The 13,863-nt window shown below is 52.3% G+C and carries 13 protein-coding genes and 1 pseudogene; 8 read left to right on the top strand and 6 right to left on the bottom strand.

Annotated elements, in window-relative coordinates; all coding sequences use genetic code 11:
• Positions 1 to 24 precede the first annotated feature (24 nt).
• Together KGP24_RS11660 and KGP24_RS11655 are read left to right on the top strand one after the other, a co-directional pair.
• On the top strand, positions 25 to 948 hold the full coding sequence (locus KGP24_RS11660) for a LysR substrate-binding domain-containing protein (RefSeq protein ID WP_223563429.1): 924 nt from the start codon (positions 25 to 27) through the stop codon (positions 946 to 948).
• 258 nt (positions 949 to 1,206) lie between these two features.
• Positions 1,207 to 3,588: a glucose/quinate/shikimate family membrane-bound PQQ-dependent dehydrogenase gene (locus tag KGP24_RS11655; RefSeq protein ID WP_223563428.1), complete on the top strand. Its 2,382-nt coding sequence runs from the start codon at positions 1,207 to 1,209 to the stop codon at positions 3,586 to 3,588.
• Between the two features lie 89 nt (positions 3,589 to 3,677).
• Here the strand turns inward: KGP24_RS11655 and KGP24_RS11650 are convergent, their stop codons facing one another.
• From KGP24_RS11650 to KGP24_RS11640, 3 genes are all read right to left on the bottom strand, one after another.
• Entirely contained in the window at positions 3,678 to 5,372 is a 1,695-nt protein-coding gene (locus tag KGP24_RS11650; protein ID WP_223563427.1) for a methyl-accepting chemotaxis protein, read from the bottom strand.
• A 160-nt stretch (positions 5,373 to 5,532) separates the two neighbouring features.
• Positions 5,533 to 6,651: an S-(hydroxymethyl)glutathione dehydrogenase/class III alcohol dehydrogenase gene (locus KGP24_RS11645; protein WP_223563488.1), complete on the bottom strand. Its 1,119-nt coding sequence runs from the start codon at positions 6,649 to 6,651 to the stop codon at positions 5,533 to 5,535.
• Between the two features lie 31 nt (positions 6,652 to 6,682).
• Positions 6,683 to 6,958 (bottom strand): metal/formaldehyde-sensitive transcriptional repressor, encoded by a 276-nt coding sequence (locus tag KGP24_RS11640; protein ID WP_003857256.1) that lies wholly within the window; start codon positions 6,956 to 6,958, stop codon positions 6,683 to 6,685.
• A gap of 215 nt (positions 6,959 to 7,173) precedes the next feature.
• Here KGP24_RS11640 and KGP24_RS11635 point away from each other — a divergent pair, with 215 nt between their 5' ends.
• The gene (locus KGP24_RS11635; protein ID WP_194399188.1) at positions 7,174 to 7,473 is read left to right on the top strand and encodes a hypothetical protein; all 300 of its coding nucleotides are present in this window, start codon (positions 7,174 to 7,176) and stop codon (positions 7,471 to 7,473) included.
• A 292-nt stretch (positions 7,474 to 7,765) separates the two neighbouring features.
• Positions 7,766 to 8,356: a LysE family translocator gene (locus tag KGP24_RS11630; protein ID WP_223563426.1), complete on the top strand. Its 591-nt coding sequence runs from the start codon at positions 7,766 to 7,768 to the stop codon at positions 8,354 to 8,356.
• 5 nt (positions 8,357 to 8,361) lie between these two features.
• Here KGP24_RS11630 and KGP24_RS11625 read toward each other — a convergent pair whose 3' ends face one another.
• Positions 8,362 to 9,255, bottom strand: a complete 894-nt coding sequence (locus tag KGP24_RS11625; RefSeq protein ID WP_223563425.1) for a LysR family transcriptional regulator — start codon at positions 9,253 to 9,255, stop codon at positions 8,362 to 8,364.
• A gap of 139 nt (positions 9,256 to 9,394) precedes the next feature.
• Positions 9,395 to 9,754: pseudogene (locus KGP24_RS11615) on the bottom strand (hypothetical protein); the annotation flags it as partial.
• A 48-nt stretch (positions 9,755 to 9,802) separates the two neighbouring features.
• Between KGP24_RS11615 and KGP24_RS11610 the strand changes: the two are divergent.
• The 3 genes from KGP24_RS11610 to KGP24_RS11600 all read left to right on the top strand — a co-directional run bounded on the left by KGP24_RS11610 (position 9,803) and on the right by KGP24_RS11600 (position 11,209).
• On the top strand, positions 9,803 to 10,024 hold the full coding sequence (locus KGP24_RS11610) for a hypothetical protein (RefSeq protein ID WP_223563423.1): 222 nt from the start codon (positions 9,803 to 9,805) through the stop codon (positions 10,022 to 10,024).
• A gap of 124 nt (positions 10,025 to 10,148) precedes the next feature.
• On the top strand, positions 10,149 to 10,817 hold the full coding sequence (locus tag KGP24_RS11605; protein ID WP_223563422.1) for an epoxyqueuosine reductase QueH: 669 nt from the start codon (positions 10,149 to 10,151) through the stop codon (positions 10,815 to 10,817).
• Positions 10,818 to 10,936: 119 nt separating this feature from the next.
• The gene (locus tag KGP24_RS11600; RefSeq protein ID WP_047651242.1) at positions 10,937 to 11,209 is read left to right on the top strand and encodes a CsbD family protein; all 273 of its coding nucleotides are present in this window, start codon (positions 10,937 to 10,939) and stop codon (positions 11,207 to 11,209) included.
• 28 nt (positions 11,210 to 11,237) lie between these two features.
• Here the strand turns inward: KGP24_RS11600 and KGP24_RS11595 are convergent, their stop codons facing one another.
• Positions 11,238 to 12,701 carry an EAL domain-containing protein gene (locus KGP24_RS11595; RefSeq protein WP_223563421.1) on the bottom strand — a complete coding sequence of 488 codons (1,464 nt, stop codon included), beginning with the start codon at positions 12,699 to 12,701 and terminating at the stop codon, positions 11,238 to 11,240.
• Between the two features lie 276 nt (positions 12,702 to 12,977).
• Between KGP24_RS11595 and KGP24_RS11590 the strand changes: the two genes are divergently transcribed.
• Positions 12,978 to 13,862, top strand: a complete 885-nt coding sequence (locus KGP24_RS11590) for a MarR family transcriptional regulator (protein ID WP_223563420.1) — start codon at positions 12,978 to 12,980, stop codon at positions 13,860 to 13,862.
• Position 13,863 lies beyond the last annotated feature (1 nt).

Here is a 13,863-nt window from a genome sequence, read left to right as displayed (position 1 = left end):
ATCGCTCTGTTTTTAACATCGCCTATGGAAAAAAATGGTCTGTTCAGTCAGCGCATACGCTTGCGCCATTTGCATACATTTGTGGCCGTCGCTCAACAGGGAACGCTGGGGCGTGCGGCTGAAACCCTTAACCTGAGCCAGCCTGCGCTCTCAAAAACCCTCAACGAGCTGGAACAGCTCACAGGAGCCCGTCTTTTTGACCGCGGGCGGCTGGGGGCTCAGCTTACCATCGTGGGCGAACAGTTCCTCACGCACGCCGTTAAAGTGCTGGATGCGCTCAATACCGCAGGTCAGTCCCTGCATCAAAAAGAAGCACACAGCAGCGAGGTCGTCCGCGTCGGGGCCCTGCCTACCGCCGCGCTGGGCATTCTTCCGCCGGTGATTGGCCAGTTCCACAAGCAGCAACGGCATACCACGATTCAGGTTGCCACCATGAATAACACCATGCTTCTCGCGGGGCTGAAATCGGGCGAGCTGGATATCGGTATCGGTCGAATGTCCGACCCTGAACTGATGGGCGGTCTTAATTACGAACTGCTGTTCCTGGAGTCCCTGAAGCTGGTGGTTCGTCCCAATCATCCCCTGCTGCACGACACGGTAACGTTAAGCCGCGTTATGGAGTGGCCGGTAGTGGTTTGCCCGAAAGGGACCGTCCCGCGCCAGACCGCCGAAACCTTGCTGCAAATGCAGGGATGTACGCTGCCTTCAGGATGCATCGAAACGCTATCTGCCTCACTTTCACGCCAGCTTACGCTGGATTATGACTACGTCTGGTTCGTCCCCTCAGGCGCGGTAAAAGATGATTTACGCCAGGGAACGCTGATCGCCCTGCCGATTACCTCCCCTGGCCCCGGTGAACCTATCGGCATTTTGACGCGGGTAGACAAGCCACTCTCAACGGGCGCACAGACGCTGCTAAGCGCTATCCGCAAATCGATGCCGGTTTAAAGCCTTTTTCACCCCTCACCCTAACCCTCTCCCCTTAGGGGCGAGGGGCTTGACCTGTGCGTTAATCAAATAATGCGGAATAAATCATTAACAATTGCGTAAAACAATTTAACAGTTTTATCATAGCGGCGAATTCACCAGATGGTTCGTAAATCATTTTACAACTCCGAATTCACTCGTGTTAATCATTATTCCCTTCGCATTTATTACCCAACTGGTACACACCCAGCACGACGGGGGGATCTAAAGGAGATAGAAATGGCATTTGGCAGCGCGCCGCGCGGGATACCTCGTATTCTGCAGTGGCTTCTTGCCGGACTGATGATGCTCATCGGTCTGGCGGTCGGCGGGCTGGGCTTTAAGCTCGCCACCGTAGGCGGAAGTGGATACTTCCTGATAATGGGCGTGGTGATGGTGATTGCCGCGATCCTGATTTTCCTCAATCGCAGCAGCGGGATCGTGCTTTACGGCATCGCCTTTATTGCCTCGCTGTTCTGGGCGGTAAGCGATGCGGGCTGGGATTTCTGGCCGCTCTTCTCTCGCCTGTTTACCTTTGCCGTACTGGCCTTCCTCTGCGCCATCGTCTGGCCTTTCCTGCGTGCTGCGAACCGCAGCGCCGCGAACAAGGCCCCCGCTTTTGGCGTCGCGGCCGTGCTCGCGGTAGCCATGCTGGTCAGCCTGGGCTGGATGTTTAAGCCGCAGACCCTCGTGGCCGCGAACGAGCCCGTTCCGGTGAAACCCGTCGCCCCCGGCGAGCAGCAAAAGAACTGGGAGCACTGGGGCAATACTACCCACGGCGACCGCTTCGCCGCGCTGGACCAGATTAACAAGCAAAACGTCAGCGATCTGAAGGTCGCCTGGGTTGCGCACACCGGCGATATTCCGCAGAGCAACGGCTCCGGCGCGGAAGATCAGAACACGCCATTGCAGATTGGCGACACGCTGTATGTCTGTACCCCGTACAGTAAAGTGCTGGCGCTGGACGTGGATTCTGGTAAAGAAAAGTGGCGCTATGATTCCAAGGCCACGGCGCCTAACTGGCAGCGCTGCCGCGGTCTGGGCTATTTTGAAGATCGCTCAAGCGTGACAACGTCACAGACAGAGACACCGCCTGCGGCATGCCCTCGCCGCCTGTTCCTGCCTACGACTGATGCCCGCCTGATTGCCATCAACGCGGATACCGGCAAGGTCTGCGAGGACTTCGGCGACCATGGCACCGTGGATCTGAGCGTCGGCATGGGCGAGATCAAGCCCGGATATTATCAGCAGACCTCCACGCCGCTGGTCGCCGGCAATGTCGTCGTAGTCGGCGGTCGCGTCGCGGATAACTTCTCCACCGGCGAACCGCCGGGCGTGGTGCGCGCCTACGACGTTCACACCGGTAAGCTGGCGTGGGCGTGGGATCCGGGCAATCCAAACCTGACCGGCCTGCCGCCGGAAGGCCAGACCTACACCCGCGGCACGCCGAACGTCTGGTCAGCAATGTCTTATGATGCAAAACTCAATCTGATTTATTTGCCAACCGGCAACGCCACCCCGGATTTCTGGGCGGGCGAACGTACCGCGCTGGACGATAAGTACAGCTCCTCCATCGTCGCCGTGGACGCGACCACCGGTCAGGTGCGCTGGCATTTCCAGACGACACACCACGACCTGTGGGATTTCGACCTGCCTTCCCAGCCGCTGCTGTACGATCTGCCAGACGGTAAAGGCGGCACCACGCCGGTGCTGGTGCAGACCAGCAAGCAGGGCATGATCTTCATGCTTAACCGTGAAACCGGCAAGCCGGTGGCGAAGGTAGAAGAACGTCCTGTTCCGGCAGGTAACGTTGAAGGTGAACGCTACTCTCCAACCCAGCCGTATTCCGTTGGCATGCCGATGATTGGCAACCAGACGCTGACCGAATCCGACATGTGGGGCGCGACGCCTGTCGACCTGCTGCTGTGCCGCATTCAGTTTAAAGAGATGCGCCACCAGGGCGTCTTCACCCCGCCGGGTCTCGACCGTTCCCTGCAGTTCCCTGGCTCACTCGGCGGGATGAACTGGGGCAGCGTCTCCGTTGACCCGAACAACAGCCTGATGTTCGTCAACGATATGCGCCTGGGCCTGGCAAACTACATGGTGCCGCGCGCTAACGTGGCGAAAAACGCCAGCGGCATCGAGATGGGTATCGTACCGATGGACGGCACGCCGTTCGGCGCGATGCGCGAACGCTTCCTGTCGCCGCTGGGCATTCCGTGCCAGAAGCCGCCGTTCGGCACCATGTCGGCCGTTGACCTGAAAACCGGCAAGCTGGTGTGGCAGGTGCCTGTCGGCACGGTGGAAGATACCGGCCCGCTGGGCATTCGCATGCACATGCCAATCCCAATCGGTATGCCGACCCTGGGCGCATCACTCTCTACCCAGTCCGGCCTGCTGTTCTTCGCCGGCACGCAGGATTTCTACCTGCGCGCGTTTGATACCGCCACCGGGAAGGAGATCTGGAAAGACCGCCTGCCGGTCGGTAGCCAGTCCGGCCCGATGACCTACGTGTCGCCGAAAACCGGTAAACAGTACATCATCATCAACGCCGGGGGCGCTCGCCAGTCGCCGGACCGCGGTGATTACGTTATCGCGTACGCGTTACCCGATAAGAAGTAACAGATGAAAAAGGGACCGAAAGGTCCCTTTTTTGTAGGTCAGATTTTGTAGGTCGGGTAAGCGAAACGCCACCCGACACTGCTGGCGACTCAGAACGTCTCCCAGTTATCCCCGTTATTCGCAACAGCCGGACGTAGTGCAGCAGGTTTTACTGCCGCAGAGTTCTGCTGCTGAGTGCGCCCCTGAGTCTTGCCGCTCAGACGAAACGCCCCAACCGCCTCGGTCAGACGGGCGCCCTGTTCTTCCAGAGACGCGGCGGCCGCAGAGGCTTCTTCAACCAGCGAGGCGTTCTGCTGGGTCACTTTATCCATCTCGGAAATCGCCTGACTCACCTGGACAATACCGCGGCTCTGTTCATCGGACGCTGCGGCAATCTCCAGCATGATGTCGGTTACGCGTTTAACCGCTTCGACGATTTCATTCATGGTGTTACCGGCGGCGACAACTTCACCGGATCCCTGGTCAATCAGAGAGACCGATTCATTGATCAGGCTTTCGATCTCTTTTGCGGCATTCGCGCTGCGGCTTGCAAGGGTTCGGACTTCACTTGCCACCACGGCAAACCCGCGCCCCTGCTCGCCCGCACGCGCCGCCTCTACCGCCGCGTTAAGCGCCAGGATATTGGTCTGGAAGGCAATGCTGTTAATCACGGCGGTGATCTCCGAGATCTTCTTCGAGCTGCTGGAGATATTGCCCATGGTTTTCACCACGCCGGAGACCATCTGGCCACCGCGGCTGGCTTTACCTGAGGCATCTTCCGCCAGCTTGCTGGCATGATGGGCGTTATCGGCGTTCTGTTTCACCGTCGCGATCAGCTGTTCCATGCTTGCGGCGGTTTGCTCAATCGCCGCAGCCTGTTGCTCGGTGCGCGAAGAGAGATCGGTGTTACCGGCAGAAATCTCGCTGGTACCGCGGTAGATCTCCTCTGCACCCTGACGTACGGTGCCTACGGTGTTTTCAAGCGAATGCTGCATGGTTTGCAGATCGCGCGTCAGGCGGCCAATTTCGCTGCGCCCTGCCACATCGTCCGGCATCGTCAGGTCGCCTTTGGCGATATTCTCGATACGTTTCGCTGCACGCTGCAAAGGATTGATCACCGTGCGGCGCAGCACGACAAAGGTCATTGCCGTCAGCGCCAGCGCCAGCGCAAACGCGCCCACCATAAACATCAGGCCCAGCTGCGTGCGGCTGTGCGCCTGCGCCGTCAGCGCATTGGCACGGTCGGTACGGATCTTGATCGCCTTCAGCAGAACGGCGTTGTAAGCGTCATCCAGCGGACGGGCCGTTTCGTTTTCGTGGTTGATAATCGCTTCGAACATGCCGTTTTTGGCGAATTTCACCATCGGCTGTAGGCCCGCAATATAGGCGTCGTAGCGCGCCTTGAGATCCGCATCCAGCGCCTGGCCCTCGGCGGTACGCACGGCACGATTCATATAGGCGGTAAAGCTCTCCTGAGACTGCTTAATCCGCGTTTCCGCTTCGCTGATGTTCTGCTTCATCGCATCCATCTCCGCGATACGGCTTGCCGCACCGGCGTGGATCAGGTTGATACGCGCGGTTCGCAGATGGTTTGAGCTGTTCGACAGCCCCATACGCACCTGAATTTCGGATGTGACATCCTGCTGATCGCTATCGGCCTGCAGCAGGAAAAACCCCGCCAGACCCGAGCTCAAGGCAAACAGAAGAATAATGCCACCGAGAATGGAGGAAAACAGCGGAACCAGCCTGATGTGATGCAAGAAGCTCAGCTTATGCTGCGCCTGCATCGAAGTAGTGTTGTCCATGACCGTCGACTCTCTTGTAGGTAAGATGCGTAAAAACACGCCCGTTAAATAGTCATCGGCACGGCAGAGATTTAGATTACGGCTAAAAACGCCGCACTGGTCACACTTTAGAGAAGATTATTAAAGAAATGCCAGCGGCGAAAAACCGCTGGCAGAAGAATTACTTGTCGCCGAAATGAATCACAGTACGGATGGATTTTCCTTCATGCATCAGATCGAACGCCTCGTTGATCTGCTCCAGCGGCAAACGGTGGGTAATGAACGGATCGAGCTGAATCTTTCCGACCATAGCATCTTCAACCATACCCGGAAGCTGGGTACGGCCCTTCACGCCGCCAAACGCGGAACCGCGCCACACGCGACCGGTGACCAGCTGGAATGGACGGGTTTTAATTTCCTGGCCCGCGCCGGCCACGCCAATGATGATGCTCTCGCCCCAGCCTTTGTGACAGCATTCGAGCGCGGAACGCATCACGTTCACGTTGCCGATACACTCGAAGCTGAAGTCCACGCCGCCGTCGGTCATCTCAACAATGACGTCCTGAATCGGTTTTTCGTGATCTTTCGGGTTCACGAAATCGGTCGCGCCCATTTCGCCCGCCAGCTTGAATTTCTCCGGATTGGTGTCGACCGCGATGATACGACCGGCTTTCGCCTGCACCGCGCCCTGAATCACCGCCAGACCAATGCCGCCGAGACCGAACACCGCCACGGTGTCGCCCTCTTTGACTTTTGCCGTGTTATGCACCGCGCCAATGCCCGTCGTCACGCCGCAGCCCAGCAGGCAGACTTTGTCCAGCGGCGCCTGCGGGTTCACCTTCGCCAGCGAGATCTCCGCGCAAACGGTGTATTCGCTGAAGGTGCTGGTGCCCATGTAGTGGTAAACAGGTTCGCCGTTATAGGAGAAACGGGTGGTACCGTCCGGCATCAGCCCTTTCCCCTGCGTGGCGCGAACCGCCTGGCAGAGGTTGGTTTTACCGGATTTACAGAACTTGCACTCGCCGCATTCCGCCGTGTACAGCGGGATCACGTGATCGCCCGGTTTCAGGCTGGTCACGCCCTCGCCCACTTCCACCACCACGCCGCCACCTTCATGACCGAGGACCGCCGGGAAAACGCCTTCCGGGTCGTCACCGGAGAGCGTAAACGCATCGGTATGACACACGCCGGTATGGGTGATTTTGATCAGCACTTCGCCTTTCTTCGGCGGTGCTACGTCGATTTCAACGATTTTGAGCGGCTGGCCGGGACCAAATGCAACTGCAGCGCGAGATTTCATCATGTCTTCCCTTTTTGTCAGGTGTGTGGGTTTATTTTAGATAAGAGCGCAGCAAATGGCCGACTTCTGCCATTCGTACGGCTCGCTGATCCGGCGTGGTTTCCCCCGTCACCAGCTCATCTTTGAGGTGAATTTCAACCATCTCGCCCATCAGACCATTGGCAGCCCCGCGCACGGCGGCGATTTGCTGCAGGATGGCCAGACAGGGGTCGCCCGACTCCAGCGCGCGTTCAAGGGCATCAACCTGGCCCCGAATGCGACGGACGCGAGTAAGAATACGTTTTTTATCTTCGGGTGAATGCGGCATACGCCCTCCTGATACTATAGGGGGGTATAGTACATATTTTGTTACCGCTGTGTATACCCTTTTTTTGCAGCTGCCCACAACGCTGTATCGGCTAAAATCTCATCTGGCCCTCATCAGTCCATCCTCTTCGGTGATTCTTGATGAATTTGAATTTTTCCGTTTACCTCAGGTTCTAAGCGCAAATTGGCGGTATGATTGTCAAAAAAGGAAATGTTATGAATATAAAAATTGGTTATATCGCTGCAGCAGCAATTCTATTTTCAGCATCCGCACGGTCGGTTGATGTATCCAAAGTTTATGGAAACATCCAGGTCGTTGATGCCTTTCCGGATTATAAAGTTAAGGTGGTCAGCGCGTTTGCAGATTTGGATGTTCAGGTTGTGAATGCCTTCCCGAATGCACCTGGAAAATGGAAAATGGTCAATGCCTTGCCCGACTATAAAATTCAGTTTGTCGATGCGTTTCCTGACTTCACTATCAGGTACGTCACTGCATTCCCAGGAAAAAACAGATAACGACAGCGCTGATTGACTGCTTTTCATCAACTCCTGTCTGACCAAACTTCACGCTAACGTTCGCGCCGGGTAGTCAGTCCCTTCCCTCCTCATCAGCATATGTCCGGCGCTGCGGTTTTCTGCACGCCCCTGCACATATCTATCGTTGATTGCAAAACATCAAATACACCTTTAGATAAAAGCCACTTACTCTGACAAGCGTTCCCGGGTAGCCTTCTGAAACACGAAAACAGAGTGGTGAATTAAACATCACAATGATTGTTCTGCAGATAAACCAACCCACGGAGATAAAATGCTGGTACTTTTTACAATGTTTATATTTTCACTGACGCTTTCGTTTTCTCCTGGCCCCGTTAATATGGTGATTATATCGTCTGGTGCCATTCACGGTTTTAGAAAGACCTTCTCATTTGTCTCCGGTGCAACGATAGGGTTTACGTTATTACTTATCTTTATATGCTTCGGTTTTTACGCTGCAATCGAAAAATATCCTGGGTTTTTCCGGTATCTTAATATTGCCGGTTCTTTATTTATCATGTATCTGGGCTGTAAGATAGCGTCGTCCCGGCCCGATATGTCATTAACCAAAACGGATGCACCCGGTTTTGTTCAGGGTTTTGTCATGCAGTGGATCAATCCCAAAGCATGGACCGCGTGCGCCTCAGGAGCTGCGATGTTTTCAGAACCCGCAAACCCTGCAACAGCACTCGTCTTTATCACGGTCTATTTTTTAGTCTGTTACCTGTCGCTTTCTGCATGGGCATTAATGGGAGAAAAGGTGTCGACGCTGCTCAGGGGCACACGGCAGCTCCGTACGTTTAACGTGTTGATGGGCGGACTGTTGCTTATTACGGCGTGTTACATGCTCTTTTTAACATTTTAAACCCGTTATAACGCCTGAAACTCAATCGCGTTATAAATATCATTAATCAATTTGTAGGCAATACTGCTGGTCGACATATTAGAAGGCCATACGGCATAGACTTTCAGCGGTTCTAATGACCAGTCAGGAAGTATTTCCTGCATTTCTCCACGCTTAACGTCCTCTTCGCTTAAATAGCGGGGAGGTGCGGCGAGACCAATTTGTTGTCTGGCAAGGGCATAAGCGGCTTCGACATTATCTACATACACCGTGGGCGTATACGTCACGACAGCCACTTCCCCATTTTTATGCCGAAATTCCCGGTTATTCTGCCTCATATTGAGTCCAATCCATGGCAGTTTCGCCAGTTCATCAGGATGCGTAATCGTCGGGTAATGGCTGAGCAATTCCCGGGACGCAACTACCTGGCACGGCAGCACAAAAAGATGGCGCGCTTTAAGAGAGCTGTCCGGAAGCTCGCCGATTCGAAATGCCACATCGATACCGTCGGCAATAATATCTTTGCGCGTATCGCTGTAAGAGATATTCAGTAAAAGGCCCGGATGACGTTTTATAAAATCGGCCAGATGGCGAGTAAACGCACTCTTCAGAAAAACGGCAGGAAGAGAAATAGTCAGCTTATTCGCCGTAGAGATCGAACGCTGCTTAAATTCAATGACCCCCTGCTCATAAAGCGCCAGCATCGATTTGGCCGTTTCCAGCAAATTTGCGCCATCGTGAGTCAGAGAGAGTTTGCGGGTGTTTCTGTACAGCAACGCGCAGCCAAGATTTTTTTCCAGCTTTGATAAATGGGCGCTTGCCGTTGCGGTTGTAAGCCCTAACGCTTCTGCTCCACCTGAAATGGATCCTGCCTCAGCAATCTTTGCAAACACTATCAGATAACGAATGTCATCAATCATTTATCGTCCTGTCGCGACGGCGTTCCTGCGAACTATGCGTTTAATCATAGAATTACGATATCGTACTTTCCTTCCCGGTCGCATCTCTTTTTACTGTGTGGACTTTAGCGCCCTACTCATTTTGCGAGGCGCTGCAGTGTCAACCCGGCGATATCCTAGCCTGGGAGCCGGACGGCCCGGAATGACGCGCCTGCGCCAGCGCCTGCAGCTCCTCCTTAAGCCAGCGGGTCGCGCCCCGCTGGCCGCTGCGTTTATGTGAGTAAATTTTCACTTCAAACGTGCGTATCGAAAACAGTAAAGGAAAAATCCTCAGCGCGGTAAAGTCCGTAATCCCAATTTGTAAGCTTTCGGTACTGCTGGCCGGGTCAAACTCCGGCTGCGGGCTCAGCTCATGATTCAGGAACGACAATGTGGAAGCTATGGAAGGCTCAAGCTGAGTGGCATACACGCTGGGGGACATGCGATGCCCCTCCCGAAAAAATAGCGGGTCATTAAGGGTGATGCTCAACGCCATCAATTGAACACAGGCTAAAACACAGGAAAAACAATGAGCATCACCATTCGTCAGGCCCGCCCCGAAGATGCGGCGGCAATTTACGCCATGATCTATGAGCTGGCGGTAAAACTAAAGTGCGGCCGCCTTGAATGGAGCGTGCTGGACTGGAATCAGCCCACCATTGATTTTTACCTGAGCATAGGCGCGCTGCCGCAGTCCGAATGGGTTCGCTATCGTCTTGATGGCGAAGCGCTGCTGAAATTTGCCGAATAGCGACACATGGTACCCGAGAAGATCCCGCCCCGCGCGATCGCTCTAACCTGCCTTGATCCCGTCTCAACAGATGATGAATTTATGCTACCCTTCCATAAATTTCATAAACATATTGCAGAACGCCATGACGACAACCCCTTTTATCCGCCCACAACTTTCCCTGCCAGACGGTGCCGACAAACTGCTGCTGCACTCCTGCTGCGCCCCCTGCTCGGGCGAAGTGATGGAGGCTATTCAGGCGTCGGGCATTGAGTACACCATTTTCTTCTATAACCCCAATATCCATCCGCAAAAGGAATACCTCATTCGTAAGGAGGAGAATATTCGGTTTGCGGAAAAACATGGCGTGCCGTTTGTTGATGCCGATTACGACACCGATAACTGGTTTGAGCGCGCGAAAGGCATGGAATGGGAACCCGAGCGCGGCGTCCGCTGCACCATGTGCTTCGATATGCGTTTCGAGCGTACGGCGCTTTATGCGGCAGAAAATGGATTCAGCGTCATCAGCAGCTCGCTGGGGATTTCCCGCTGGAAGAACATGCAGCAGATAAATGACTGCGGCCAGCGTGCGGCCGCGCGCTATCCGGGTATGGTCTACTGGGACTATAACTGGCGCAAGCAGGGTGGATCCTCACGCATGATTGAGATCAGCAAGCGGGAACAGTTTTACCAGCAGGAATACTGCGGCTGCGTTTATTCGCTCAGGGACAGTAACCTGCACCGTAAGTCACAGGGACGCCCGCTGATCCGCATCGGGAAACTGTATTACGGTCAGGATGACAATGAGAAATAACGGGTTCCCGGTATAGAGATATATCCGAAAACCGCCTTTTCAGGTGCCGAATTTAGACTTTCGTCTCCCGTATCCGCAAAGAGCGGCTATCCTTTAATAATCAACAAAAGGAGGCAAAAATGTCTGATTTCGGTACTGATAAAAACACCCAGTTTGCTGAAGATAAAGCAAAAAATAAATTTGATGAGCTTGCAGGTTCAGCGCAACAGCAGTTTGGTGAATTCGTTGATTCACCAAAGCATCAGGTAAAAGGTGCGGCAAAAAAATATGCCGCGCAGGCCAGCGATGCGGTTTCCGACGTCACTGAAGCTGTCAGAAATAATCCCCTCACCGGCCTCATCGCAGCGGGTGCTGTCGGTATTGTTCTCGGCCTGTTGCTGGGCAGGAAATAATAAAAGCCCCTTCGGGGCTTTATTTTTATTAACTAAATAACCTCACCATGCGATCTAACTCTTCCTCTTTCACAGCACGCGATAAATAATACCCCTGGAAGTTTTTGACGCCCAGCTCAACTAATTTCTCAAACTTTTCCTCACTGTCAACACCCTCTGCAATACAGTCAGTACCGGTCATGTCGCTGTAAAGCTGTATCGCTTTAATCAGGTTATAGTCATTGTCATTTGCCACAAAATGCTCAACGATGTCCCGATCCAGCTTGAGTCCATCAAAATGCACCTGCCGAACCGGGAACATGGTTTGATGATTAGAGAAGCAGTCATCGAGAAACAGTCGGCACCCCGTGTCACGCAAATGCCGCATGGTTTCAGGGATCCTTTTGTCCTTCGTGACGTCAATATCTTCCGCAAATTCAAAGACCAGCTTTTCGGCCCATTGCGGTTTGAGCAGCATGTCGATAGCTTTCCTTGCCATATCAGGCAATGCATTTCCGGAGGCCAGACGAGGTGGAATATTCACAGAAAAATAGTATTTACCATTATATTTATTAATTCCCGACACGGCGGCATGGATGACTAACGCTGTTATTTTTAACCATATCTCATGATTTGAGATATCCGTGAGAAAACTGGCTGGCTTGACAATTTTACCGTTTTTATTCCAGCGAATCAGTATCTCAAAGCCTACACCCTTTTTGTCACGATCGGTAATGATCTGATAGGCAGGGAAGATCTCTTTTTTATATAATGCATTAAATATCTCTGATTCCTTATCCGTTAAATCCGTATTTTGGCTACGCTGCTTGATACTTCTTCTCGCATTGAAATTGTGAGAATCGTGTAACCAGCGCTTAATTAAGCGTAATTTCAGCACGCCTTCCTTACGGTGGGTATAAACCGTTTTATTAGAAAGCCCCATTTCATCGCACATTTCTTTTACGGACATACCACGGTAGAAATTTAATAAAACGTCAATCTCTCTTTTTGTTAGCCACTTTACGTTTTCTTGCGAAGAATTATCCCTGCAGCGATCGCGTAATAAGTACGAGCGCTCCTTAAAACCATGATGGTGCGTATGAGTACAGATTACGATATCTGAAACGCGAGCTATACGAATCAATGATAATTGATAACTGTTATTTAAAAGACTGCCCAGGGTTCGATAAAGCCAGCCATCCGGTATGTCGCCATACAGAGTGACGCGTCGAATTACGTGTAGTGTATTGAGCAAGGATGCCAGCCGCTTCAGGCTTTCCAGGAGATTGACGATACCTTTTCCGAGAAATACCACAATATGAGCATTTTGATTTATAAGGATATTTTCTAAATCCTGTTGGGATATCTCATCCCCCTCAAAGTGAATATGCGAAGCCTGTATTCCGTACTGCTCAAGGATCAGACGATATCCCTGGAACGTAAAACCGCAGGCTGAGATGACAAATTTTTGTTCATCGCACGCCCCATTTCTGAGAGAAATTTTGTGGGTCATAAACTGCTCCTGGGCACGAAAGCGCCATTTCCATTTGTAAATACGTATAATTTAACGCACCTGTTATAAACATTAATTTTACAGTACCGCCTCAGGGTAAGAAACAGTTATCCGCTGAACTCGCAGGAACATCTTTGCGTTAATCACCGTCGTTTAAATATACTTTTATTTTCAAATAACCACGGCAAATGTCTTATTCTCAGGTATAATGAAAATTCCGAAAAAGAAGACTGGATACTTCATCTATCGGCTCATTCAAATACGAGAAAAAATGCTATGGATAATCATATCTCATCCAGGGCCTTGCTACATCGAAGGGATGTTATAAAGAACAACCCGCGGTTTAGTGAGGCAATATTAGAGCACTACACAATTAATGACACCATCTACAAAAAACAACCTCTTTTCTACAAGACAATGCTGCAGGAATCACGATTTAACATTATCCTCGCCATGTGTTGTTTTATTTTTGGAGATCAGGCCGAGTCCGTCTCAGAAATTAAAGACTTATGTTCTCGCTATAAGATAGCCAGCCCCAACAGCGTTATTGCGATCATTACAATACTGAGAACCACCGGGCGCATCAGGACCTGGCGCTGCACGGAAGACAGACGTAAAACGCGAATCGTACCGACTGAAAAAGGTCTTAATGAACTTAAGCGATATATGACCGGCGCTTTTCTGCCCGTCAGCATTCTTTATCCAGCATTCAATATTAATGTTAACCTACTGGATAATGACATTTTGAGAAACAACTTTTTCCGCCGCGCGGCAGAATATCTTTTTCGGGGATTAACGTTCAGAAAGGTATTGCCTGAGGTGGGGCTATTTATCGACAAAGATGGAGGGCGCATGATTATGCTTTATATTTACCTGCAGGCTATGAAAAATAAATCCGCCCACGGTGCCATCATTAACTATTCAGCAAGCACGCTGGCAAAAGAATTTTTCGTTTCGCGCATCCACGTCAACCGAATTATCAAATCGGCTCAAGAGGCGGGCTATCTGAAAGATCGGGGTGATGGTCGGTTGTCGGTATATCCGGCGTTTATCGAACTCGTCGAAAATTATGCCGGATTATATTTTGCGTATGTTACGCATTACATCAACGTTGTGCCTAAAGAGCGACGCCACGCTCAAAGCGTGACGTCAACCGTATAAT

The organism is Enterobacter sp. JBIWA008, assembly GCF_019968765.1.
GTDB lineage: Bacteria > Pseudomonadota > Gammaproteobacteria > Enterobacterales > Enterobacteriaceae > Enterobacter.
This window is presented reverse-complemented; position numbering and strand designations above follow the sequence as displayed.